We start from the raw sequence: 22,515 nt of genomic DNA on the forward strand, positions 1-22,515 counted from the left end.
AATGGCAACCGAAATTCTGATGCCCGCCCTCTCGCCCACGATGGAAGAGGGCACGCTGGCGAAATGGCTGGTCAAGGAAGGCGATACTGTTTCCGCCGGCGACCTCTTGGCCGAGATCGAGACCGACAAGGCCACGATGGAATTCGAGGCGGTGGACGAGGGCGTCGTTGGCAAGATCCTGGTGGCCGAGGGCACCGAAGGGGTCAAGGTCAACACGCCGATTGCGGTTATGCTGGACGAGGGCGAAAGTGCTGCGGATATTTCCAGTGCCCCGGCCAAGGCCGAGGCCCCGGCGGCCAAGCAAGCCGAAGCAGAAGCTGAAGCTGAAGCCGCACCGCAGGCTGCAAGTGCCGCCAAGCCCGCGCCCGCCGCGCCGAAATCTGGTGATGGAGCCCGGATCTTTGCTTCGCCGCTCGCCCGTCGCATCGCGGCGGACAAGGGCATTGATCTGGCCGGGATCACGGGGTCCGGACCGCACGGCCGGATCGTCAAGGCGGATGTCGAAGGAGCCAAGGCTGGCACGGCCCCTGCCGCAGCTGCCACAGAGGCCGCCGCACCCAAGTCCGCAGCGCCGGCCGCCGCAGCCCCCGCTGGCCCGTCGTCGGATGCCGTGGTGGCGATGTATCAGGGACGCGCCTATGAAGAGGTCAAGCTCGATGGGATGCGCAAGACCATTGCCGCGCGCCTGACCGAGGCCAAGCAGACCGTGCCGCATTTCTACCTGCGCCGCGAAATCCGTCTGGATGCGCTGATGAAATTCCGCGCCGAGTTGAACAAGCAGTTGGAGCCGCGTGGCGTCAAGCTCTCGGTGAACGATTTTATCATCAAGGCCTGCGCGCTCGCCCTTCAGGCGGTACCGGATGCCAATGCCGTCTGGGCCGGTGACAAGGTACTGCGCCTCAAACCTTCGGACGTGGCCGTCGCCGTGGCCATTGAAGGCGGGCTTTTCACCCCAGTGCTGAAGGATGCAGAGATGAAATCGCTCTCCGCCCTCTCGGCAGAAATGAAAGACCTCGCCAAACGCGCCCGCGACCGCAAGCTGGCACCGCAGGAGTATCAGGGCGGTACCTTTGCCATTTCCAACCTTGGCATGTTCGGGATCGAGAATTTCGATGCCGTGATCAACCCGCCGCACGGGGCGATCCTAGCCGTGGGTGCCGGTCTGAAAAAGCCGGTGGTAGGCAAGGATGGCGAATTGACCGTGGCTACGGTCATGTCGGTGACGCTCTCGGTCGATCACCGGGTGATCGACGGTGCGCTCGGTGCCGAGCTTTTGACGCAGATTGTCGAGAACCTCGAAAATCCGATGGTCATGCTGGCCTAAGGAACGACGCCCCGGCCCAAGGTCGGGGCGTACCCTTGTTCAGCGGTTCAGGATCAGACGCCCTCCGGTGATCTCGATGCTGGCAAAGCGTTGTAGATAGTCCATCCCGAGCAATGATTGGCCCATGTCGCCCTCATTGACCACGGCGCGCAAATTTTCGTGGCGCACCGAACCAACGACGAGGTTCTCAAGCCGCACGGGCGCTGTGCGCACTTCACCATTGGCAGTATAGGCGCGGCCCAGATACGCGAGGCTCTTGGTGTCTATCCCGATCCGTTCGGCATCCTCCTGACTCAGCACGATCTGGCTGGCCCCGGTATCGACGACAAAGCGCACCGGCACGCCGGACACTTCTGCGGTCAGGTAGTAATGCCCGTCCGGCGCGCGCGGCAATTCGATCCGGTCGCCCGACACCACGCTCTGCATCGGGCGCACCGTCTGGCGAATATCCTCCCACAGACCGACCGCCGCCAGGGCCCCGACAAAAATCAGTCCCCAGATCAACGCCTGTTGCGCCAACTTTCCCAGTGAGGCACGGTTTTGCGCCACGAACCACACAACGAGCACGGATCCAAGGATCACGAGGTAAGTCAGTCTGGAGAAATCAAAATCTTGCATGGCCTGTATATAGGCGCTCAGCCTGCCAGACCAAAGCCGCGCAAGCCGTCGAGGACGAATTGCACCGCCAAGGCCGCCAGCAGCATCCCCAAGAGCCGTGTCACCACGTTGATGCCCACCTTGCCAAGCGCGCGTTCCAAGAGGCCGGAGGTGAGAAACATAAAGAAAACCAAGGTGATAACCGACAGCATCACGCCGATGACCCAGATCAGCCCCTCGGCCCCCGGTTTTTGTCCAGCCAAGAGGATCACCGTCGCAATCGACCCCGGCCCGGCGATCAATGGGATGGCAATAGGAAAAATCGAGGGATCGTCGCCGTCTTCCTCCTCTGCCGCATCGGCCTGTCCCTTGCGCCGCTCTCCCCGCCGCTCAAAAAGCATGTCGAGGGCCGTGAGAAACAGCAGCAATCCACCCGCGATGCGAAAGGCCGGCATGGAAATGCCGATAAAACCCAGGACCGCCTCGCCCAAAGCCGCAAAGAGGATCAAGAGCAGTGCCGAGGTGACACAGGCGCGAATGGCAATCGCCCGTCGCCGCGCCGTGCTCATCCCTTGGGTCAGCGCCACGAAGAGCGGGGTCATCCCTATTGGGTCGATGATCACGAAGAGCGTGACAAAGGCCGTTATGAGAAACGTGGTATCCATAAGGTCCTTGCACCATTTCCGGGGTGAAATGCCAAGGGCAAAGTCATTCTGGCAGCGCGCGTGTCATGATCGCGGCTGCCCGGCGCAGGGTTTCGGCCTCAGCCGTGAGATCCGCGTCCCACTCCGCAAGTTTAGCCCGGCAGAGTGCCATCAACTGTACGCCGCTATCGGTAAAGGTGATGCGGCTTTGATTGCGCCGTATCGGATCTGGGCTGACAACGAGATACCCCAGACCGACCAGTGAGGCGGCTTGCTTTTGCGTGGCCTGTCTACTGATGCCCATACGCCGCGCCACATCGGATGCGGTGTTCTCACCACAGATGAGCGCAGCCAGAAATCCGAGTTGGGCAGGGCTGAGGGCGATGTCATGCTCTGTTTTCAATGCCTTGGCGAGATGTCGGGTCAAGCGTTCCTCGAACCCACGGGCCGCATGATAAAGGTCGAGGGTCAGACTATCGGGCATGTATGTTGTCAATTTGGTTGACATGGTGGGGTGCTGCTCTATATCGTCAATTACGTTGACAACAGTGGAGCGTTCTCATGCCTCTTGCAACCGTCTTGCGTCTGAATGCGGCCTCTTGCCTGAGTTTTGGCCTGATTTTCCTTGCTGCACCGTGGACCGTGGCAGCGTTTCTCGGAACGGCCCCTGTCTGGTTGATCGTCAGTCTTGGGGTGGGGTTGATCGGGAACGGAGTCCTTTTATGGCTCAGCGTACGCGAAGCCCGTGCGCCCAAGCGCGCCGAAGTGCTGTTCTTTTGTCTCGGGGATCTGGGATGGGTTGTGATGACCCTCGCCCTCATCTTGACAGGGCTCTGGATCACTACGCCAGCCGGGCAGGGGGTGGCCTTGATCGTGGCCTTGGCCGTTGGGGCCATGGGGTGGATGCAGTGGCAGGCGTTACCGAGATAACCGGCTAGCGTTCCGCTGCTTCCAGCCGCTCCAACGCCTCCATCCAAAGGGTTTCGGCAAGGGATAGGCCATCCTCGATCTCGGCGTATTTCTTTTGCCATTGGGTCAGACCATGGATGTCGTCATAGATTGCAGGATCGGCCAGTTTTGCGGCGACCTTACACTCCATGTCCTGAAGTTTTGCGATGCGGTCCTCGCAGCGTTTCACATCCTGTCGCAGTTTGAGTATGGCATCGCGCGAAGGCTTCTTGGCCTTGATTTCCTTGGGCTTTTCAGCAGGCTTTTCGGTGTCAGAACCGCTGAGCAGCATGGCGCGATAGCTCTCCAGATCGCCCTCATAGGGGGCCACCGCGCCATCGCGCACCAGCCACAGTCGATCCGCCACCAGCCCTAGCAAATGCATGTCATGGCTGACCAGAATGATCGCGCCGGAATAGGCGGTCAACGCCTCAACCAGCGCTTCGCGGCTCTCGATGTCGAGGTGGTTGGTTGGTTCGTCGAGAATCAGCATGTGCGGTGCATCGAGCGTGGCCAGCATCAGCGAGAGCCGCGCCTTTTGACCGCCCGAAAGCTTGCCCACCAGCGTTTCCGCCTGCTCCGCGCCGATGCCAAAACCGCCCAAGCGTGCCCTCAGTTTGGCTGGGGCCTCTTCTGGGCGCAGGCGGCGGATGTGGTCGATCGGGGTTTCATCAAGGTGCAATTCCTCGACCTGATGTTGCGCGAAATACCCGACACGCAATTTGGACGCCTTGTGAATTTGCCCCTCGAGCGGTTCAAGTTTACCTGCCAAGAGCTTGGAAAGCGTGGATTTTCCTTCGCCATTTCGGCCAAGGAGCGCGATCCGGTCGTCCTGATCAATCCGCAGGTTCAGCCGCCGCAACACCGGCACGCCGTCATAGCCGACCGATCCGCTCTCGATCCGCAGAATGGGCGGCGAGAGTTCTTCGGGCGTCGGAAAGGTAAAGCGTTTGAGTGCGGCTTCTTGTGGGGTCGTGATCGGTTTGAGCTTGGCGATCATCTTGAGGCGCGATTGCGCCTGCACAGCCTTGCTCGCCTTGGCGCGGAAACGGTCGACAAAGCTCTGAAGATGCGCGCGGCGGGCGTCTTGCTTTTTCGCCTCTGATGCGGCGGCGGCGAGACGGGCGGCACGGGTTTCCGCGAAAGTTTCGTAACCCCCTTGATAAAGCGTGAGTTTTTTATCCTCAAGATGCAGGATCGATCCCACAGCGCGGTTGAGAAGCCCGCGATCATGGCTGACGATCAGCACGGTATGCGGATAGCGCGCGAGGTAGGTTTCCAGCCACAGCGCCCCTTCGAGGTCGAGATAGTTGGTCGGTTCGTCAAGGAGCAAGAGGTCGGGCTGTGAAAAGAGAACGCCCGCGAGCGCCACACGCATCCGCCAGCCGCCGGAAAAGGCGGAGCAGGGCATGAGCTGTTCCTCGTCGTTGAATCCCAGCCCCTTGAGGATGCTGGCGGCGCGCGCCTCGGCGGACCAGGCGTCGATATCGGCCAGCCTCGTCTGGATCTCGGCGATCCTTGCGCCATCGGTCGAGCGCTCGGATTCTTCCATGAGTTCAGCGCGTTCCGTGTCATAGCTCAGAACGGTATTGAGGAGAGACACCTCATTCCCCGGCACCTCCTGCGCCACGCCGCCGATGCGCGCGCGCGAGGGCAGGCTTATGCTGCCGCCTTCTAGCGCCAGTTCGCCCCGGATGAGGCGAAAGAGGGTGGTCTTGCCCGTGCCATTGCGGCCCACGATGCCGACCTTGTGGCCATCGGGGATAGAGGCAGAGGCGTTTTCGATCAGGGTGCGGCCCGCGACCGAATAGGTGATATCATCTATGTGCAACATGGCCCCCGCATGCCGTATGTGTGCGCCGCCGTCAATCGCGGCTTTTCAAGGGGCGGTGCGCATGCTATCGGACCCGCGATCAAACGCGGTCGGGCAAGGGGCCGGGCCGGTGAAACCTACGGAAAAGAGGCTGAAATGGCTGTTGAACGCACGCTGAGCATTATCAAACCCGACGCGACCAAGCGCAACCTGACCGGCAAGATCAATGCCAAGTTCGAGGATGCAGGTCTGCGCATCGTCGCGCAGAAGCGCATTCAATTGACGCCCGCGCAGGCAGGCGTTTTCTATGAAGTGCACAAAGAGCGCCCGTTCTACGGCGAATTGTGCGAGTTCATGGCTTCTGGTCCGGTTGTGGTGCAGGTTCTGGAAGGCGAAGGTGCCGTGGCCAAGAACCGCGAAGTCATGGGTGCGACCAACCCCAAGGATGCGGCCCCCGGCACGATCCGCGCGGAATTCGCCGAGTCGGTTGGTGAAAACTCGGTCCACGGTTCGGATGCGGCCGAAACCGCAGCAGTCGAGATCGCCTATTTCTTCTCGGGCCTCGAACTGGTCGGCTGATCTTGAAGTGATAGATTAGGAAAAGGCCGTATCCCATTGGGATGCGGCCTTTTTCATTTCTCAGATGCTGGCGAAATCCTGGTAGACTGTCGCTGCGATTGGCTTGGTCTGCGGTCGGGGCGCAGGTTGAGGGGGTGCGGATTTGGCCCCTGACTTTGGGGGTGTGGCCTGTGGCATTGGACTGCTCCGTTGATGCTGGCAGGGGTTGAGCACCCTGACCTTTGGTTATCCTTACAGTATCGGTAAGTTTCGCGGCGCAGCTAGGGTGCAATTATGGCAGAACTATGGCGAATCAGGCGCTTAGCTGATCCACCACGGTGACGCCGTAACCTTGAAAGCCGTCCATGGCGCTAAGTGCATCGTTCAACCCAGACAATCCGATGCGTTTGGTGATCAGGCGGTCGGGGTCGAGGTGCCCGGCAGAGATCATGGCAAAGAGCGCGGCAAAGCGGTCCGCGCCCATGCCACGGGTGCCGTGGAGGGTGATTTGCCGGGAATAAACCAGCTCCAGCAGAGGCAATTCGGGCGTCGCGTGGCGCCCGAGAGGCATTCCAATCTGCACATGCCGTCCCATTTTTCGAAGGCTTTTCAAGGAGTTGTGGAAGGTATCGGTGATGCCGAGCGCGTCCAGAGACACATGCGCGCCGCCTTGGGTCAGGTCGCGCACGGCGGCCCCCACATCCGGGGCTTGGCTGGCATCAAGAGTAAGGGTTGCGCCGAGGGTTTTTGCGATGCGCAAGGCCTCAGGGTTGACGTCCACGGCCAGAACACGCGCGCCGATTGCCGCGCCGATCATGATGGCCGAGAGGCCCACGCCACCGCAACCGTGGACGATAAGCCATTCACCTGGTTGAGTTTTTGCCCGATCTATCACGGCGCGAAAGGCCGTTGTGACGCGACAGCCCATGCCAGCGGCGGCGGCATAGCCCATCGTATCGGGCAGGCGCACAAGGTTGAAATCGGCGCGCGGGATGGCGAGGCGTTCAGCGAAAGCCCCCCATCCGGTAAAGCCGATGACCTGTTGATGATTGCAGATCGTGGGCTCGCCGCCCCGGCAATCGGGGCAGGTGCCGCAGCCCAGAATGAAGGGGGCCGTGACTCTGTCACCCACCGCGAAGGCCCGACATTCCGGCCCGATTTCAAGGACTTCGCCCGCGAATTCATGCCCCATGACATGCGGCAGGATGACATCGGGATCGGCCCCTTTCCACGCGTGATGGTCTGAGCGGCAGACGCCGCAGGCGCGCACGGCAATCACCGCGCCGTCGCGAGGACACTCGGGATCGGGCACTTCGGTGATTTCGGTGGGGGTATTGTAGCGGGTCAGGAGGGCAGCGCGCATCAGGCACCTATGGCTGAAATTTTGCGCAGCCTAGGGGCGGGTCTGAGGCTATGCAAGCCTGTAAGGTTTGTAAGGTTCTACACCTGATTTTGTAAGGTCCGGGAAGGGTCGGGGCCGCCACAGGGAGAAGCGACCCCAAGGTCGGCGGATCAGGCGACCATCCGCTCGACCACCTCGCCGAAGGAGGAGGGTGTCGGGACGATGGTCACACCCGCCTCGGAGAGGATCTCGACCTTTTCCTGCGCTGATTCGCCGAAGGCGGATACGATGGCCCCGGCATGGCCCATGCGTCGCCCTTTGGGCGCCGAGAGACCGGCGATATAGGCGGCCACCGGTTTGGTCATGTGGTCGCGGATATAGGCGGCGGCTTCGGCCTCTTGCGGGCCGCCGATTTCGCCGACCATGACCACGGCGTCGGTGTCGGGGTCATTCTCGAAGAGTTCGAGAATGTCGCGGAAGGACGAGCCGTTGATCGGATCGCCGCCGATTCCCACGGAGGTGGACACACCGATGCCGCGCTCTTTCATCTGGCTGGCGGCCTCGTAGCCAAGCGTACCCGACCGCCCGATGATGCCCACGCGCCCCGGTTTGTAGATATGCGGCGGCATGAGACCGGCAAAGGCCTGGCCGGGGGTGATGATGCCCGCGCAGTTGGGGCCGATGAGGCGCATGCGCTTTTCCGCCTTGTAGCGGCGCATGTAGCGCTTGACCTTGATCATGTCGCTGGCGGGGATGCCGTCGGCGATGCAGACGCAGGTGGTGATGCCCGCATCTGCCGCTTCCATGATGCTGTCGGCGGCAAAGGGGGGCGGGACGAAACAGATCACGAGATCGGCGCCGGTTTCGGCCACCGCCCCTTTGACGGTGTTGAAGACGGGCAGGCCGTTATGCTTGGTCCCGCCCTTGCCGGGGGTCACGCCGCCCACCACGTTGGTGCCGTGGTTGATCATGTCCTGCGTATGAAAGCTGCCGATGCGACCGGTGAGGCCGGTCACGAGCACGCGACTGTTCTTGTCGATGATAATGGCCATCATGCAGCTCCCTTGACGGTGGTTTTGGTGTCGGACCAGGCGCGGACCACCAGATCGGCGGCCTCGGCCAAGGTGTCGGCGGTCAGGATCGGCAGGCCGCTTTCCGCGATCAGCTTGCGCCCCTCTTCGACATTCGTGCCCGAGAGGCGCACGACGAGGGGCAGGGTGAGGTTCAATTCCCGCACCGCGCGGATGACGCCCTCGGCGATCCAGTCGCAGCGGTTGATGCCTGCGAAGATATTGACGAGAATCGCCTCGACATTGCGGTCGTTGAGCACGGCGTTGAAGGACATCAGCACCCGTTCCGGGCTGGCCCCGCCGCCCACGTCGAGAAAGTTGGCCGGTTCGCCCCCCGCCATCTTGATCATGTCGAGCGTGGCCATGGCGAGGCCTGCGCCGTTGACGATGCAGCCGATTTGCCCATCAAGGCCGATATAGTTGAGGCCACGGTCGCCTGCGAAGGTTTCACGCGGGTCTTCCTGGCTCTTGTCGCGCAGTTCCGAGATTTCGGGGCGACGGAAGAGGGCGTTGTCGTCAAAGCTGACCTTGGCATCCAGCGCCATGATCTCGCCCGAGGTGGTGACAACGAGCGGGTTGATTTCCACCATATTGGCGTCGGTTTCCTCCATCATTCGATAACAGCCGATGATGGTCTTGACCGCCTGCGGGATGAGGGCGGCATCAAGGCCGAGGGAAAAGGCGATTTCGCGCGCCTGAAACGCCTGCATCCCCACCGCCGGATCGACCACCGAGCGAATGATCGATTCGGGCTCTTGCGCGGAAATCTCTTCGATTTCCATGCCGCCCTGACCGGAGGCCACGACGACGACGCGCTCTTCCTTGCGGTCCATCACGAAGGCCAGATAGATTTCCTGCGCGATGCTGGTGGCCTCTTCGACATAGAGGCGGCTGACCAATTTGCCTTGGGGGCCGGTTTGATGGGTCACGAGCATACGCCCGAGCATCCATTGCGCAGCCTCGGAAATTTCGGTCTCGTTCTTGCAGATCTTTACCCCGCCCGCCTTGCCGCGCGCGCCGGAGTGGATCTGGGCCTTGACCACCCAGCGGTCGCCCGACAGTTCCGAGGCGCGGTAGACAGCCTGTTCGGGGCTATAGGCGATGCCGCCGCGCGGCACCTGCACGCCAAAGCGTTTCAAGAGTTCCTTGGCCTGGAATTCGTGGATGTCCATTTGTAGTCCTCCCTTTTCTGGTTGGCCTTATCGGGCTGGCCCTCAGCCTTTGGCGGCGATGGCGTCGGCGACGCTGATGACGTTGTTGGCCATGCGTTCGGAGGCCGCGTCGATCATCTTGCCATCAAGGCTGGCGGCCCCTTTGCCCTGGGCTTCGGCCTTGCGCAGTTCTTCGATGATGCGGCGGGCGCGGGTGACTTCGGCCTCAGGGGGCGAAAACACCTCGTTGGCGAGCGCGATCTGGCTGGGGTGGATCGCCCATTTTCCCTCGATCCCCAAGGTGGCGGCGCGTTTGGCCGAGAGCGTATAGCCGTCCGGGTCGGAGAAATCGCCGAACGGCCCGTCGATGGCGCGCAATCCGTAGGCGCGGCAGGCGACGGTCATGCGGCTGAGGGCAAAGTGCCATTGGTCGCCGGGGTAATCGGGGTTGAGACCGCCAATCACCACGGTGCGGGCGCGGTTCGAGGCGGCGTAATCGGCCACGCCGAAATGCAGCGCCTCGAGCCGTCCGGGGGCCGCAGCAATCGCCTCGACATTGGCCATGCCTAGGGCGGTTTCGATCAGCGCCTCAAGCCCGATCTGATGGGTAAAGCCCATCGCCGTCTCGATCTGGCTGACCATGGTCTCGACGGTGTAGAGATCGGCGGGCACTCCCACCTTGGGGACGAGGATCGTATCAAGGTGCTGGCCTGCCTGCTCCACGATCTCGACCACGTCGCGATACATGTAATGGGTGTCGAGCCCGTTGATGCGGATCGAGATGGTCTTGCCCTTGGCCTTCCAGTCTATGTCATTGAGCGCCTGGATGATATTGGCGCGGGCCTGCACCTTGTCCGGCGGGGCGACGGCATCTTCTAGGTCAAAGAAGATGTAATCGACGTCCGAGTCGGCCGCTTTGTCGATCATCGCGGGGCTGGAGCCGGGAACGGCGAGTTCCGAGCGTTGCAGGCGTTGCTTTTTCAGCGGGTGAAGTGTGTAGCTCATTGAAATCCCCGATCAGGCGGCGCGGGCGGGTGCCAGCCGCGCCTGCATGGTGGGGGTGGAGGCGCGGAAATGTTCCTGTGCGGCGGCGATGCCGCAGCCCGGTTCGATCACCGCGCCAGCGTCGCGGAGTGCCATTTCAGCCGCCGAAATCGCCCCGCAGAGCATCACCGGGTTGAGCGAGCCCAAGTGACCGATGCGGAAAGCGCGTCCGGCCAGTTTGGCGAGGCCCGAGCCAAGCGAGGTCTGGTATTTGTGATAGGCGGTGGCGATCACGTCGCGGGCATCGACGCCCTCGGGCGCATAGATGGCCGACACGGTATCGGAGTGCCATTCCGCGCCATGGGCCACGAGGCTGCAGCCCTGCCATTCGGCAATGGCGGCGCGCACGCCGGTGGCCAAACGGTGATGCCGTTCCCAAACGCTCTCCATCCCTGCCGCGAGCAGCATGTCGAGCGAGCAGCGCAGCCCGCGCAGGAGCTGCGTGGCGGGGGTATAGGGGAAATAGCCGGTGTCGTTCAGCTTGATCATATCTTCGAAGCTGAAGTAGCAGCGCGGCATTTTGGCGCGCTTATGGGCCTCTAGTGCCTTGTCGCTGACGCCCAGAAGGCCCAGACCGGCGGGAAGCATAAAGCCCTTTTGCGAGCCTGCGACGGCGAGGTCGACGCCCCAATCCTCCATCTCGAATTCGATCGAGCCGATGGAGCTGACGCCATCGACGAAGAGGAGAGCGGGGTGGTTCACCGCATCCATGGCCGCGCGAATGGCGGCGATGTTGGAGGTGACGCCGGTGGCGGTCTCGTTATGGGTGGCAAAGACGGCCTTGATCTTGTGCTCTTTGTCGGCGGCGAGTTTGGCGGCATAATCCTCGACCGGCACACCCTTGCCCCAGTCCACCTCGCACAGATCGACATCGAGGCCCAAACGCTCGGCCATATCGACCCAAAGCATTGAAAACTGGCCGAAACGCGACATGAGCACGCGGTCGCCGGTGTTCAGCGTGTTGGAAATGGCCGCCTCCCAGGCGCCGGTGCCCGAGGTCGGATAGACGAAGACGCGGCCATGGGTCAGGCGGAACGCCTTTTTCAGATCCGACAGAAGGGGCAGGATGAAATCGCCGAAATCCGGCGCGCGCATATCCTCCATCGGGATATTCATCGCGCGGCGCACCTCGTCAGGCACATTGGTGGGTCCGGGAATAAAAAGATGGGAATGGCCGTTCATGTCTGTCCTCCTTCAGGCTTGGCCCTTTATGCGTGGGTCGTGGACGTGGCGTAATGCCCGCGCGCATGGAAAAGCGCGGCCATGCGGGGGACGCATAGCCCTGGCGGGTAGGCGGGGGCTACCCGGTGGGGGCGCGGCGGTATGCCGTTGCATTCTGAAAAATCGTTTGATTTCAGAGCTTTCCTTGGTCTTGTATAAGGGGGCAGGAGGAGGAGACTGTGCGAGATATGATTGACGCGACCGTTGAGGACGCAGGATTGGACGTGCCCGAGGTGATCGTGGCCGACCGGCAGGCGATTGTCTGTCAGGGTCTGGGATCATTGGTGGCGCAGATTCCGGCGGTGCGGCTTGGCCCTTTTGCCACGGACCTTGCAAGCCTGCGCAAAGCCTTGGGCGAGCGGCCGGGGCGGGTGATTCTCGTGCTGGGTGTCCGGTTGGCGGATGCCGATCTGGGCCGGGTGCTGGAGATGCTGCGACGTGATCATCCGCGCGTGATGGTGGTGGTGGTGGCCGAGGAGGCGGAGTTTGCATTCATCCGCACGGCCGTCAAAGCCGGGGCGCATTCGGTCTGCATGATGGGGCAGGTTCTGAGCAGCCTGCCGCGCGTTTTGGGTCATCTGGTCGAGGGGCACAGCATCCTGCCGGTTGAGATCCTCAAGCGGTTGATGGGCGAGCAGGGAGATAGCCTGACGCGGCGCGAACACGAGATATTGGGGCTGCTGGTGGATGGGCTCACGAATTTCCAGATTTCGGCGCGGCTGGGCCTGTCGGAGAATACGGTGAAATATTACCTCAAGGCGATTTACCAGAAGCTGGATGTGAATTCGCGCGGCGGGGCCATCGCGAAATATGTGGCGGGGACGTATTGAGGGGACCTATCGCTGATGTTCACGCCGATGGCGTGCCGCGCGGTGCCCGTCCGCCGGGAGGGCGCTGAAACAGGAGTGGATGGCACTTTATGACTGCCGAATACTTCCGCGCCATCAAGAACCCGCTGCGTCGCAAAAGCGCCCGCCCGAGGGGGCGGACGGGCGCTGCGCGGCGGCGCTACGCGCCTTGATTCCGCGCGGGTTGAGTGCTGCGGATGACCGCGAAAATCCCCCTCAATCCACCACTGTCACCAGGTGCCAGCGCAGTGCGTCGTTGGGTACGGGATCGAAATGGGTCACGCGGTTGGAGAGCACCACCAGTTGCGTGACGTGAAAGGGGATGATCGTGCCAGAATTCATCGCCAGATATTCCTGCGCCTCGATATAGAGCGCGCGGCGGCGTTTGAAATCAAGCTCGGCGCGGGCGGTTTCGAGCAGTTGGTCGAATTTGGAATTGGTGTAAAAGGTCTCGTTCCATTTGGCGGTGGAGTGAAACGCCTCGTTCAGCGCCTGATCGGCGGGGCGCTCGCCCCAAGAGGTGCTGAAGGCGTCCTTTTTCATCCAGACGTTTGACCAATAGCCATCGGCGGCGGCGTTGATCAGGTTGACGCGGATGCCTGCGCGGGCCGCCTGTTCCTGAAACGCGACACCGATCACCGGCCAAGTGGGATCGAGGGCGGAGACATGCACATCGACATCGACCCCATCGGGATAGCCTGCCTCGGCGAGCAATTGGCGCGCACGCTCGGGGTTGGCGGGGCATTCCATTTCGGCGCGGTATTGGTCATTGGGGGCCACGGGCGTATCGCAGGAAATCACCCCGCCACCATCCAGCGCCAGTTGCAGCATCTCTTCGCGGTCCACGGTCAGGTGCAGCGCCTCGCGTACGCGGGGGTCGTCAAAGGGCGGCACATCGGTGCGAAAGGCCAGCCCCATCCAGTTGCCGGTGGGAATCTCGAGCAGTTGATAGCGCAGCGATTTGTCGAGCGCGCGGCGCATCATGGGCGCGATGCCGCGTTCCATGTCGAGCTGTCCGCTGAGAAACGCCTGAAGCCGGGCCTGCGCATCGGGCACGCCGATCACCTCGATCCGCGCGAGGGCGGGGGGGCCTTCCCAATAGTCCTCATTGGCGGTGAGCACCGTGATTCCATCGGGATCGAATTTCTCGACCCGGAATGGCCCGGTGCCGATGCCGGTCTGGTCAATCGTGTCGCCTGAACCCTCGGGGATGATGCGCAGGCGCGGGTCCATCAATTGCAGCGGCAAGTCGGCAAAAGGCGCGTCGAGCTGCATCTCGACGCGGAGCGGGCCGGTGGCGGTGATACGGGTGATCATCTTGACCGCCGCGCGCGCCGGGCTGCCGTAATCGGGGTCGATGACGCGCTTGATCGAATAGACCACATCGCCCGCATCCAGCGTGCTGCCGTCGTGAAAGCGCACGCCGTCGCGGATCTGAAAGGTCCAGAGCGTGCCATCGGCATTGGGGGTCCAGGACGTGGCAAGATCGGGGGCAGGTTTGCCGCTGCGACCGGGGCGCACGAGGCGGCTCTGGATTTTCTCGATGATCTGGAGGACGCGCCCCTTGGAGGCGGGATCGAGGCTGGAATGGGCGCCAAAGCCCACGTTATGCGCGTGGCGAAACGTGCCGGTGGGCGCAGCGCCAGCGGGGGCGGCGAGCATGAGGCACAGGATCATGAGCAGGATGGGCCGCATTGGTCTCTCTCCCGAGGTTGGGCGGAGTGTGGCAAGGGTGGGCGCGAAAATCAAACCTTTCGGGCGGTTTGGGCATCACGATTTGGGCGTGCGGCCTGCGGCGCAGGAAAGTTGAAATTTCCAGCAGCCAGTGCTTGACGGGCGCGCGGCCCCGGCATAGAAGCGCCACACGTCGGGGGCTGGCCCCCGGTGTTGCTGCGGGCGGTTGTAGCTCAGTTGGTTAGAGTACCGGCCTGTCACGCCGGGGGTCGCGGGTTCGAGCCCCGTCAACCGCGCCACCGCAGACATCAAAGGCCCCCGCAATTGCGGGGGCTTTTGTGTTTGGGGGTACTCCTGGAGCGGTCTGGAAATTCACGATTTTGGGATTGACGGGCGCGCGGGGGGCGCTTATGCAGCCTCCCACGCGCGGTTGTAGCTCAGTTGGTTAGAGTACCGGCCTGTCACGCCGGGGGTCGCGGGTTCGAGCCCCGTCAACCGCGCCACTTTCCCCCTTATGCCTGACAGACCCGCCCTTGCGGATCACTCTGCGGCGGCGATGCTTTGTCCGGCGAACTGCGGCATCACCTTGTCGATGAAGAGTTGCAGCGAGCGTTTCTGGCGCTCCATATCGAGGCCCATGGACGCGTAGTAGATGAAGGCATCGACACCCAAGCCCTCGTATTGCCGGACCTTCTCGGCCACGGTGTCGGGGCTGCCGAAGGCGAGGTTTTCTTCGAGCATGGCGGGATCGGTGCGGGCGTTGCCCTCGAGCTCTGCCAGCGGGACGGGATCGGGGAAGCCGTTGACCACCTCGCCGCGTTTCATCATCAGGTTGCCGAATTGGCCCAGCACGCGGCGCAGGGCGGCCAAGGACGCCTGCCGGTCGTCCTCGGTTTCATAGACCGCCGTGTGCCGCATGAGCGCCCAGCGTCCATCATAGCGCCCGCCATTCCTGGCAATCGCGGCGTCGAGCCGGGCGCGGTAATTCTCGGCCTCGGAAAAGGGCATGGTGAGCGGCCAGCTCATGATGTCGCAGCCATGTTCCACGGCGTAGTCGAAGGTGATGGGCGCGCGGGCGGCGACCCAGATCGGCACCTCGGATTGCACCGGCTTGGGGCAGGAGGTGGCGGTGGGAAATTGCCAGTATTCGCCGTCATGGGCGTAATCGCCTGCCCAGAGGTTTTGCACTACGGGCAGCGATTCCTGCATGTAGCGCCAGCTATCGGGCTGAGCGAGGCCGGGCATCATGCGGTCAAACTCGCGCTGATAGGCGCCCGAGCCGATGCCGAATTCGAGCCGCCCGTCGCTGAGCAGATCGAGCATCGCGGCCTCGCCGGCAAGGCGGATGGGGTGCCAATAGGCGGCGTTGACCACGCCCACGCCCAGACGGATGCGGCTGGTATGCTCGCCCCACCATGTCAGGATCTGAAAGGGATTGGGGGCGATGGTCATCTCAAGTGCGTGATGCTCTGCCGCCCAGGCGATTTCAAAGCCGCCCGCCTCGGCCATTTGCACCATTTCGAGCGTGTGGTCGCGCAGCGCCTTCATATCCGCAGAAGGATCGAGCCGTTCGAGATTGATTGCGAGGTGGAATTTCATGCCGGTCTCCTGTGATCAGCGCATTTGAAAGGGGTTGGCCATGGGATCGTCGGACATGTTCATCCAGACGGTCTTGGGCCGTGTGTAATCGTAGAGCGCCTGAAAGCCGCTCTCGCGGCCATAGCCGCTGGATTTCGTACCGCCGAATTCGGCGATGGGGCTGATGGCGCGGTAGGTGTTGACCCAGACGATGCCCGCGCGCACCGCGCGTGACATGCGCAGGGCGCGGGCGCTGTCGCGGGTAAAGATGCCTGCGGCCAGACCATGTTCGGAGCCATTGGCGAGGGTCAGCGCCTCGGATTCGGTTTTGAAGCGCAGGACCGAGAGGACCGGGCCGAAAAGTTCGGTATCGACGATGCGCAGGTCGGGGGAGGGGCAATCGAGGATCGTGGGCTCAAAGAACATCTCGCCTGCTGCCGCGCGTTTTCCGCCGCAGATCAGGCGCGCGCCCTGGGTCTGGGCATGGGCGACCTCGCGTTCGATATGATCGAGTTGCGCGCGGGTGCAAAGCGGGCCCATCTGGGTTTCCTCCTCCATGGGGTCGCCGATGCGGATGCTGCGGGCGATGGCGCAGAGGCGGGTGAGGAAATCGTCGGCAATATCCTCGTGCACAATCAGACGCGAGCCTGCGACGCAGCTTTGGCCAGAGGCGCCGAAGATGCCCGCGACCGCGCCGTTCACGGCACTTTCGATGTCGGCATCGGCAAAGACGAGAAAAGGGGATTTGCCACCCAACTCAAGGCTCACCTGCGCGAAATTCTGGGTGGAGTTCGTGAGGACATGGCGCGCCGCGTTCGGCCCACCGGTGAAGCTGATCCTCGCCACAAGCGGATGCGAGGTGAGCACGCGACCGCAGGGATCGCCATGGCCAGTGACGATATTGACCACGCCGTCGGGGATGCCCGCCTCTGCAATCAGTCGCCCGAATTCGAGAATCACGGCGGGGGCGTGTTCCGAGGTCTTGAGCACGAGCGTATTGCCCGCGGCGAGGGCCGGGCCGAGTTTGACGGCGGTCAGGAAAAGCTGGCTGTTCCAAGGCACGATGGCCGCCACCACGCCCAAGGGTTCGCGGTGGGTAAAGACGAACATGTCGGGCTTGTCGATGGGGAGGGTTTCGCCGGTGATCTTGTCGGCGGCCCCGCCGTAGAAATGCAGGAATTCGGCGATATACTTGGCCTGCCAGCGGGTTTCCTTGAACATCTTGCCGGAATCGCGGGTCTCGATTTCGCCCAAGGCTTCGCTGTGGTCGGCCAGGAGATCGCCCAGGCGGCGCAGGCATTGGCCGCGTTGAGTGGGGGTCATGCGCGCCCAGGGGCCGTCGTAACAGGCGCGATGCGCGGCCTCGATGGCGCAGGTCACGTCGGCCTCTGTCGCCTCGGGGGCGGTGGCCCAAACCGTGCCGGTGGCGGGGTTGAAGGTGTCAAACCGGCCACCGTCCGAGGCATCCACCCAAGCGCCGTCGATCAGCATTTGATAGTGTGTGATCATCTCTGGCCCCTTATTCCGCCGCGCAGCACGGGGCATCCTTGGGGATGACCCTGTGATAGCCGCCGTCACGCCATGCGAGGGGGGCGGCACCGGCGTCGAAGACGCTGGTGACATGGCCGATCACGATGAGATGGCTGCCCGAGGACACGCTTTGTGCGAGATCACAGGCAAAGCCGGTGGCCCCTTCCAAGAGGGGGGCGGTACCCGGCGTGCCGTAGCAGTCGATGCCCGAGAAGCGATCGGTGATCCATCCGTCATGCCGCCCGGCAAAGCGGTCGGCGATGTCGGTGCTGCCTTCGGGCAGGACATTGACGCAGAACCGGCCATTGGCGGCCACGGCGCGGGCGATGCGGCTCTGCCCGTGCAGGCACACGAGGACCGAGGGTGGATCGGCGGAGACCGAGGCAAAGGCGCTGACCGTGGCCCCGAACCGGCCCATCGGCCCATCGGTCGTGACCACGGTCACCGAGGCCGCGACGCGGCGCATGGCGTGCACGAAGCTGTCTCTGTCCACGGGGGCGGGGAGGGGCTGTTGCATGGGCTGTCCTTGGGTTTGGCAGGTGGTTTTGATCGGCCGTTACAGGCTGACATGAATGGTGAATTTTTGAAAACGAATTGTTTTGCTGCATATGTTCGAATAATTCGAATTGACCTTCTGTACGGGATGTTTGCACCTGCAGCATTGCGGATTCCTGCCAAGTGATTGCGCTAACTTGGAAAAACGGGCTTGTTTGCGGGTTGCGAATCCGTATGACGCTGGACTAGCTGACAGGAATGCGCCGCCGGAGCGGTGTCGGACAGGGTAGGGCGCCCACGCCCAAAAGGGAGAAAGACATGACGGCAGGACGGGTAAATCCGCGTTTTCGGCTGGAAGATCAGGGAATTTCGGGTCTGGGCAAGGTTCATTACAACCTGATGGAGCCTGCCTTGGTCGCGGCCTCGGTGCAGCGCGGCGAAGGAGAATTGGGGCAGGGCGGCACGCTCTTGGTGAGCACGGGTGAATTCACCGGCCGGTCGCCCAAGGACAAGTTCACAGTGCGCACGCCGACCACGGAAAACACGATCTGGTGGGACAACAACCTGCCCATGTCGCCCGAGCATTTCGATCAGTTGCACAAGGATATGCTGGCCTACTTGGCGGGACGCGAAGTCTTTGTTCAGGATCTGGTCGCGGGGGCCGACCCCGAGCACAGCATCAACGTGCGGCTGGTCAATGAACTGGCGTGGCACAACCTCTTTATCCGCCACATGCTGCGTCGCCCCGAGCGCGAGGCGCTGGATCATTTCGTGGCCGATTACACGGTCATCAACTGCACCGGCTTCAAGGCCGACCCCGAGCGCCATGGCTGCCGGTCCGAGACCGTGATCGCGGTCAATATCGACGCCAAGCTGATCCTGATCGGTAACACCGAATATGCCGGCGAGAACAAGAAATCCATTTTTGGGCTGATGAACTATCTGCTGCCCGAAAAGGGTGTGATGCCGATGCATTGCTCGGCCAACCATGCCAAGGACGACCCCGAGGATGCCGCCGTTTTCTTTGGTCTGTCGGGCACCGGCAAGACCACGCTGTCGGCCGATCCGAACCGCACGCTGCTGGGCGATGACGAGCATGGCTGGTCCGACACGGGCACGTTCAATTTCGAGGGTGGCTGCTATGCCAAGACCATCCATCTGAGCGCCGAGGCGGAGCCGGAAATCTATGCCACCTGCTCGATGTTCGGCACGGTGATCGAGAACATGGTCTATGACGCCGAGACGCGCAAATTGGACTATGAGGATTCGAGCCTGACCGAGAATATGCGTTGCGCCTATCCTCTGAATTATATCCCCAATGCCTCGGCCACCGGGATTGCGGGGCATCCGCGCAATGTGGTGATGCTGACCTGCGATGCGTTTGGCGTGCTGCCCCCCATCGCGCGGCTGACGCCTGCACAGGCGATGTATCATTTCCTGTCGGGCTTTACCGCCAAGATGGCCGGGACCGAACGGGGCCTGACCGAGCCGCAGCCGGTGTTTTCGACCTGCTTTGGCGCGCCCTTCATGCCACGCCGCCCCGAGGTTTACGGCAACCTCCTGCGCGCCAAGATCGAGAGCCAAGGTGCGTCGTGCTGGCTGGTCAATTCGGGCTGGACGGGCGGGGCCTATGGCACCGGATCGCGGATGCCGATCAAGGCCACGCGCGCGCTCTTGACCGCGGCGCTTGATGGCTCGCTCAACGGGGTCGAGTTCCGCAAGGACGAGAATTTCGGCTTTGATGTGCCGGTATCGGTGCCGGGCGTGGCCGATGTGCTGCTTGATCCGCGCCGTACATGGCATGATCCGGCGGCCTATGATGCACAGGCGGCCAAGCTGGTGCAGATGTTTGCGGATAATTTTGCGCAATATTTGCCGCATGTTGATGACGATCTGCGCGCGGTAGCGCTGGGCTAAGATCGGGTTTGGCCCCCCGGTGCCCTCGGATGGGGTGTTCGGGGGGGTGCCAAAACATGCCAAAGGCGTTTTGCACCGCAAATTAATGTGCTAGGACCGGGGCGACGCGGGCGTTACGACCCGCGCATCGCAACTGAGAGTGAGATCGCGCATGAGAATCGGCACGTCCCGGGTCCGGCTGTTGGGTGCCCTTGCTGTGGCCATGGTCATAGCGGGCTGTGGTGAAAAAGAAAGCGTCGAGCGTGGCAACGTCAATTACGAGAATTATACCGCGCAGCAGATTTTCGAGCGTGGCGAGTATGATCTGGCGCAGCGCGATCCCGATCTGGCCGCGCAAAGCTTTGCCGAGGTCGAGCGGCTCTACCCCTATTCGGACCTGGCCAAGCGGGCGGTGATCATGCAGGCCTTTGCCCATCATCAGGACAAGGCCTATGAGGAAAGCCGTGCCGCGGCCCAACGCTTCATCGACTTTTACCCGACCGATGAGGACGCGGCCTATGCGCAATACCTGCTGGCGCTGAGCTATTACGACCAGATCGACGAAGTCGGGCGCGACCAGGGGCTGACCTTTCAGGCGCTGCAATCGCTACGCGAGGTGATCGAGCGGTATCCCGACAGCGAATATGCCAATGCCGCGATCCTGAAATTCGATCTGGCCTTTGACCACCTGGCGTCGAAGGAAATGGAGATCGGGCGCTATTACCTCAAGCGTGACAATTTCGCGGCGGCCGCCAACCGGTTCCGGGTGGTGGTCGAGGATTTCCAGACCACGACCCATACCGCCGAGGCGCTGCACCGGCTGGTGGAATCCTACCTGTCGCTGGGTCTGGTGAACGAGGCGCGCACTGCCGGGGCCATTCTGGGCCACAATTTCCAGGGCACCGATTGGTATGAGGACAGCTACAAGCTCTTGACCGGGCGGGGCTATACGCTGGAGGCGGCTGGCGACGGCTGGTTGCAGCAAATCTATCGGCAGACCATTCAGGGTCGCTGGCTCTAGAGGGGGCGGGGATGCCCCTGCCTGACGGGATCGCCTGATGCTGCGCGCGCTAGAGATTCGCGACATGCTGATCATCGACCGGCTGGACCTTGTGTTCCAGCCGGGCCTAAACGTGTTGACCGGCGAGACCGGCGCGGGCAAGTCGATCCTGCTGGACAGTCTGGGGTTCGTTCTGGGCTGGCGCGGGCGGGCGGAATTGGTGCGCCGGGGTGCCGATCAGGGCGAGGTGGTGGCCGAGTTCGACCTGTCCCCGGATCATCCGGCGCGCGCCGTGCTGCGCGAGGCGGGATTACCCGAGGATGAGGTATTGATCCTGCGCCGGGTCAACAGCGCCGATGGGCGCAAGACCGCTTGGGTCAATGACCGGCGGGTGTCGGGCGAGGTGCTGCGGCAATTGTCGGATGTTCTGGTCGAATTGCACGGGCAACAGGATGATCGCGGTCTGCTCGATCCCAAGGCGCATCGCGATTTGCTGGATGCGTTTGGCGAATTGGGTGTGCAGCGCGAGGCCGTGCGCACCGCGTGGCGAGATCTGGCGGGCAAGCGCAAGGCGCAGGCTGCGGCAGAGGCGGCACAATCGGCCTTGCGCGCGGAAGAGGAGTTTCTGCGCCATGCGGTGGCGGAACTCGATGCGCTGAACCCGGAACCCGGCGAAGAGGTGGCTTTGGACGCGCGCCGCCGCATGATGCAGGGGGCGGAGCGTATTCGCGAGGATATTGCCAAGGCCGCCGAGGCGCTGGGCCTCAACGGGGCCGAAGGGGCGGCGGGCGATGCGCTGCGCTGGCTGGAAGGCGCGGCAGAACGGGCCGAGGGGCAATTGGATCAGGCCATCGCAGCAATCGGCCGGGCGCTGGTGGAACTCGACGAGGCGGGGCGCGGCGTGCTGCAGTGCCTTGAGGCGCTCGAGTTCAACCCGATTGAGCTTGAGGCGGTGGAAGAGCGGCTCTTTGCGATCCGGGGGCTGGCGCGCAAACATGGGGTTTTGCCCGACGATCTGGCGGGGTTTGCCGAGGGCTTGCGCGCGCAGTTGACGGCGCTGGACCGGGGCGATGCGGATATGCGCGCGCTGGCGGAGGCGGTGGCCGAGGCGGAGGCCGAGTATGCCGCAAAGGCCGAGGCGCTGAGTGCGGCGCGAACCGAGGCCGCGGCGCGGCTTGACGTGGCTGTGATGGCGGAGCTGGCCCCGCTCAAGATGGAGCGGGCGGTGTTCACGACCCAGATGCGCCGGGCCGAGCCGGGGGCATCAGGGCAGGATGACGTTGTGTTTCAGGTGGCGACCAATCCCGGCGCACCGGCGGGGCCGCTGGCCAAGATCGCCTCGGGCGGGGAATTGAGCCGGTTTCTGCTGGCGCTCAAGGTGTGCCTCACGGGCACCGATAGCGGCGTGACGATGATCTTTGACGAGATCGACCGGGGCGTGGGCGGGGCCACGGCGGATGCGGTGGGCCGCAGGCTGGCGCAATTGGCGGCGGGCGGTCAGGTGTTGGTGGTCACGCATTCGCCGCAGGTGGCCGCGCGCGGTGCGCATCACTGGCGGGTGGAGAAGCGGGTCGAGGGGGAGGAAACGCTCTCGACCGTGCGGGCGATGACAGGCGCGGACCGGGTGGACGAGATCGCGCGGATGCTGTCGGGCGAGCGGATCACGCCAGAGGCCCGCGCCGCCGCCGAGGCGTTGATGGAGGGGTGAGATGGGGGCGCTGCCCCCGTCCCGGATCAAGTCCGGGACTCCCCCGAGGTATTTGCGGCCAGATGAAGCGCGGC

20 protein-coding genes and 2 tRNA genes are annotated in these 22,515 nt (G+C 63.0%); 9 read left to right on the forward strand and 13 right to left on the reverse strand.

Going from position 1 to position 22,515, the window contains the following annotated elements; genetic code table 11:
- Position 1: 1 nt before the first annotated feature.
- Complete coding sequence (locus ROSMUC_RS00550) at positions 2-1,324, forward strand: pyruvate dehydrogenase complex dihydrolipoamide acetyltransferase (RefSeq protein WP_037268399.1); 1,323 nt, start codon at positions 2-4, stop codon at positions 1,322-1,324.
- 39 nt (positions 1,325-1,363) lie between these two features.
- Here ROSMUC_RS00550 and ROSMUC_RS00555 read toward each other — a convergent pair whose 3' ends face one another.
- The 3 genes from ROSMUC_RS00555 to ROSMUC_RS00565 are packed head-to-tail and all read right to left on the reverse strand — an operon-like array spanning position 1,364 to position 3,049.
- Entirely contained in the window at positions 1,364-1,942 is a 579-nt protein-coding gene (locus tag ROSMUC_RS00555) for a TIGR02281 family clan AA aspartic protease (RefSeq protein WP_037268401.1), read from the reverse strand.
- A gap of 17 nt (positions 1,943-1,959) precedes the next feature.
- The gene (locus ROSMUC_RS00560; protein WP_037268403.1) at positions 1,960-2,586 is read right to left on the reverse strand and encodes a MarC family protein; all 627 of its coding nucleotides are present in this window, start codon (positions 2,584-2,586) and stop codon (positions 1,960-1,962) included.
- 43 nt (positions 2,587-2,629) lie between these two features.
- The gene (locus ROSMUC_RS00565) at positions 2,630-3,049 is read right to left on the reverse strand and encodes a MarR family winged helix-turn-helix transcriptional regulator (protein WP_170062540.1); all 420 of its coding nucleotides are present in this window, start codon (positions 3,047-3,049) and stop codon (positions 2,630-2,632) included.
- A 77-nt stretch (positions 3,050-3,126) separates the two neighbouring features.
- Here ROSMUC_RS00565 and ROSMUC_RS00570 point away from each other — a divergent pair, with 77 nt between their 5' ends.
- Positions 3,127-3,495, forward strand: coding sequence for a hypothetical protein (locus ROSMUC_RS00570; RefSeq protein ID WP_037268405.1), 369 nt, complete (start codon positions 3,127-3,129; stop codon positions 3,493-3,495).
- A gap of 4 nt (positions 3,496-3,499) precedes the next feature.
- On the opposite strand, the gene ROSMUC_RS00575 is transcribed toward ROSMUC_RS00570, so the two are convergent.
- The gene (locus ROSMUC_RS00575) at positions 3,500-5,347 is read right to left on the reverse strand and encodes an ABC-F family ATP-binding cassette domain-containing protein (protein WP_037268407.1); all 1,848 of its coding nucleotides are present in this window, start codon (positions 5,345-5,347) and stop codon (positions 3,500-3,502) included.
- A 135-nt stretch (positions 5,348-5,482) separates the two neighbouring features.
- On the opposite strand from ROSMUC_RS00575, the gene ndk reads away from it, so the two are divergent.
- The gene (gene ndk / locus ROSMUC_RS00580) at positions 5,483-5,905 is read left to right on the forward strand and encodes a nucleoside-diphosphate kinase (protein ID WP_037269730.1); all 423 of its coding nucleotides are present in this window, start codon (positions 5,483-5,485) and stop codon (positions 5,903-5,905) included.
- Between the two features lie 292 nt (positions 5,906-6,197).
- Here the strand turns inward: ndk and ROSMUC_RS00585 are convergent, their stop codons facing one another.
- The 5 genes from ROSMUC_RS00585 to ROSMUC_RS00605 form a co-directional block, all read right to left on the reverse strand.
- Entirely contained in the window at positions 6,198-7,247 is a 1,050-nt protein-coding gene (locus ROSMUC_RS00585) for a zinc-dependent alcohol dehydrogenase family protein (RefSeq protein WP_037268409.1), read from the reverse strand.
- A gap of 149 nt (positions 7,248-7,396) precedes the next feature.
- The gene (gene sucD, locus ROSMUC_RS00590; RefSeq protein ID WP_206018408.1) at positions 7,397-8,278 is read right to left on the reverse strand and encodes a succinate--CoA ligase subunit alpha; all 882 of its coding nucleotides are present in this window, start codon (positions 8,276-8,278) and stop codon (positions 7,397-7,399) included.
- A complete protein-coding gene (locus tag ROSMUC_RS00595) occupies positions 8,278-9,468 on the reverse strand; it encodes a malate--CoA ligase subunit beta (protein ID WP_037268411.1) in 1,191 nt (396 codons plus the stop codon). Before ROSMUC_RS00595 ends, sucD begins: the two co-directional genes overlap by 1 nt.
- Before the next feature lie 42 nt (positions 9,469-9,510).
- Positions 9,511-10,452 (reverse strand): HpcH/HpaI aldolase/citrate lyase family protein, encoded by a 942-nt coding sequence (locus tag ROSMUC_RS00600; RefSeq protein WP_037268412.1) that lies wholly within the window; start codon positions 10,450-10,452, stop codon positions 9,511-9,513.
- A 12-nt stretch (positions 10,453-10,464) separates the two neighbouring features.
- A complete protein-coding gene (locus ROSMUC_RS00605; RefSeq protein WP_037268413.1) occupies positions 10,465-11,673 on the reverse strand; it encodes an aminotransferase class V-fold PLP-dependent enzyme in 1,209 nt (402 codons plus the stop codon).
- Positions 11,674-11,900: 227 nt separating this feature from the next.
- Here ROSMUC_RS00605 and ROSMUC_RS00610 point away from each other — a divergent pair, with 227 nt between their 5' ends.
- Positions 11,901-12,542, forward strand: coding sequence for a helix-turn-helix transcriptional regulator (locus ROSMUC_RS00610; protein WP_037268415.1), 642 nt, complete (start codon positions 11,901-11,903; stop codon positions 12,540-12,542).
- Between the two features lie 234 nt (positions 12,543-12,776).
- On the opposite strand, the gene ROSMUC_RS00615 is transcribed toward ROSMUC_RS00610, so the two are convergent.
- The gene (locus tag ROSMUC_RS00615) at positions 12,777-14,255 is read right to left on the reverse strand and encodes an ABC transporter substrate-binding protein (RefSeq protein ID WP_037268418.1); all 1,479 of its coding nucleotides are present in this window, start codon (positions 14,253-14,255) and stop codon (positions 12,777-12,779) included.
- Between the two features lie 201 nt (positions 14,256-14,456).
- Between ROSMUC_RS00615 and ROSMUC_RS00620 the strand changes: the two genes are divergently transcribed.
- Together ROSMUC_RS00620 and ROSMUC_RS00625 are read left to right on the forward strand one after the other, a co-directional pair.
- Positions 14,457-14,533 (forward strand) — tRNA-Asp (locus ROSMUC_RS00620).
- Positions 14,534-14,660: 127 nt separating this feature from the next.
- A tRNA-Asp gene (locus ROSMUC_RS00625) sits at positions 14,661-14,737 on the forward strand.
- 37 nt (positions 14,738-14,774) lie between these two features.
- On the opposite strand, the gene ROSMUC_RS00630 is transcribed toward ROSMUC_RS00625, so the two are convergent.
- Genes ROSMUC_RS00630 through ROSMUC_RS00640 form a run of 3 tightly spaced genes read right to left on the reverse strand, consistent with a single transcriptional unit; the run spans position 14,775 to position 17,859 of the window.
- The gene (locus ROSMUC_RS00630; protein WP_037268420.1) at positions 14,775-15,833 is read right to left on the reverse strand and encodes an LLM class flavin-dependent oxidoreductase; all 1,059 of its coding nucleotides are present in this window, start codon (positions 15,831-15,833) and stop codon (positions 14,775-14,777) included.
- A gap of 15 nt (positions 15,834-15,848) precedes the next feature.
- Positions 15,849-17,321 (reverse strand): aldehyde dehydrogenase, encoded by a 1,473-nt coding sequence (locus ROSMUC_RS00635; protein ID WP_037268427.1) that lies wholly within the window; start codon positions 17,319-17,321, stop codon positions 15,849-15,851.
- A gap of 10 nt (positions 17,322-17,331) precedes the next feature.
- On the reverse strand, positions 17,332-17,859 hold the full coding sequence (locus ROSMUC_RS00640) for a flavin reductase family protein (protein ID WP_037268430.1): 528 nt from the start codon (positions 17,857-17,859) through the stop codon (positions 17,332-17,334).
- Between the two features lie 296 nt (positions 17,860-18,155).
- On the opposite strand from ROSMUC_RS00640, the gene ROSMUC_RS00645 reads away from it, so the two are divergent.
- The 3 genes from ROSMUC_RS00645 (at position 18,156) to recN (ending at position 22,441) form a co-directional block, all read left to right on the forward strand.
- A complete protein-coding gene (locus ROSMUC_RS00645; protein ID WP_037269732.1) occupies positions 18,156-19,754 on the forward strand; it encodes a phosphoenolpyruvate carboxykinase in 1,599 nt (532 codons plus the stop codon).
- A gap of 151 nt (positions 19,755-19,905) precedes the next feature.
- A complete protein-coding gene (locus tag ROSMUC_RS00650; RefSeq protein WP_037268433.1) occupies positions 19,906-20,754 on the forward strand; it encodes an outer membrane protein assembly factor BamD in 849 nt (282 codons plus the stop codon).
- Positions 20,755-20,791: 37 nt separating this feature from the next.
- The gene (gene recN, locus ROSMUC_RS00655; RefSeq protein ID WP_037268435.1) at positions 20,792-22,441 is read left to right on the forward strand and encodes a DNA repair protein RecN; all 1,650 of its coding nucleotides are present in this window, start codon (positions 20,792-20,794) and stop codon (positions 22,439-22,441) included.
- Positions 22,442-22,515 lie beyond the last annotated feature (74 nt).

This window comes from Roseovarius mucosus DSM 17069 (genome assembly GCF_000768555.3).
GTDB classification, from domain to species: domain Bacteria; phylum Pseudomonadota; class Alphaproteobacteria; order Rhodobacterales; family Rhodobacteraceae; genus Roseovarius; species Roseovarius mucosus.

Bases quoted from the DNA above. Each gene is read 5' to 3' on its own strand.
- ROSMUC_RS00550 (WP_037268399.1), top strand. From the start codon at position 2: ATGGCAACCGAAATTCTGATGCCCGCCCTCTCGCCCACGATGGAAGAG.
- ROSMUC_RS00555 (WP_037268401.1), bottom strand. From the start codon at position 1,942: ATGCAAGATTTTGATTTCTCCAGACTGACTTACCTCGTGATCCTTGGA.
- ROSMUC_RS00560 (WP_037268403.1), bottom strand. From the start codon at position 2,586: ATGGATACCACGTTTCTCATAACGGCCTTTGTCACGCTCTTCGTGATC.
- ROSMUC_RS00565 (WP_170062540.1), bottom strand. From the start codon at position 3,049: ATGCCCGATAGTCTGACCCTCGACCTTTATCATGCGGCCCGTGGGTTC.
- ROSMUC_RS00570 (WP_037268405.1), top strand. From the start codon at position 3,127: ATGCCTCTTGCAACCGTCTTGCGTCTGAATGCGGCCTCTTGCCTGAGT.
- ROSMUC_RS00575 (WP_037268407.1), bottom strand. From the start codon at position 5,347: ATGTTGCACATAGATGATATCACCTATTCGGTCGCGGGCCGCACCCTG.
- ndk (WP_037269730.1), top strand. From the start codon at position 5,483: ATGGCTGTTGAACGCACGCTGAGCATTATCAAACCCGACGCGACCAAG.
- ROSMUC_RS00585 (WP_037268409.1), bottom strand. From the start codon at position 7,247: ATGCGCGCTGCCCTCCTGACCCGCTACAATACCCCCACCGAAATCACC.
- sucD (WP_206018408.1), bottom strand. From the start codon at position 8,278: ATGGCCATTATCATCGACAAGAACAGTCGCGTGCTCGTGACCGGCCTC.
- ROSMUC_RS00595 (WP_037268411.1), bottom strand. From the start codon at position 9,468: ATGGACATCCACGAATTCCAGGCCAAGGAACTCTTGAAACGCTTTGGC.
- ROSMUC_RS00600 (WP_037268412.1), bottom strand. From the start codon at position 10,452: ATGAGCTACACACTTCACCCGCTGAAAAAGCAACGCCTGCAACGCTCG.
- ROSMUC_RS00605 (WP_037268413.1), bottom strand. From the start codon at position 11,673: ATGAACGGCCATTCCCATCTTTTTATTCCCGGACCCACCAATGTGCCT.
- ROSMUC_RS00610 (WP_037268415.1), top strand. From the start codon at position 11,901: ATGATTGACGCGACCGTTGAGGACGCAGGATTGGACGTGCCCGAGGTG.
- ROSMUC_RS00615 (WP_037268418.1), bottom strand. From the start codon at position 14,255: ATGCGGCCCATCCTGCTCATGATCCTGTGCCTCATGCTCGCCGCCCCC.
- ROSMUC_RS00630 (WP_037268420.1), bottom strand. From the start codon at position 15,833: ATGAAATTCCACCTCGCAATCAATCTCGAACGGCTCGATCCTTCTGCG.
- ROSMUC_RS00635 (WP_037268427.1), bottom strand. From the start codon at position 17,321: ATGATCACACACTATCAAATGCTGATCGACGGCGCTTGGGTGGATGCC.
- ROSMUC_RS00640 (WP_037268430.1), bottom strand. From the start codon at position 17,859: ATGCAACAGCCCCTCCCCGCCCCCGTGGACAGAGACAGCTTCGTGCAC.
- ROSMUC_RS00645 (WP_037269732.1), top strand. From the start codon at position 18,156: ATGACGGCAGGACGGGTAAATCCGCGTTTTCGGCTGGAAGATCAGGGA.
- ROSMUC_RS00650 (WP_037268433.1), top strand. From the start codon at position 19,906: ATGAGAATCGGCACGTCCCGGGTCCGGCTGTTGGGTGCCCTTGCTGTG.
- recN (WP_037268435.1), top strand. From the start codon at position 20,792: ATGCTGCGCGCGCTAGAGATTCGCGACATGCTGATCATCGACCGGCTG.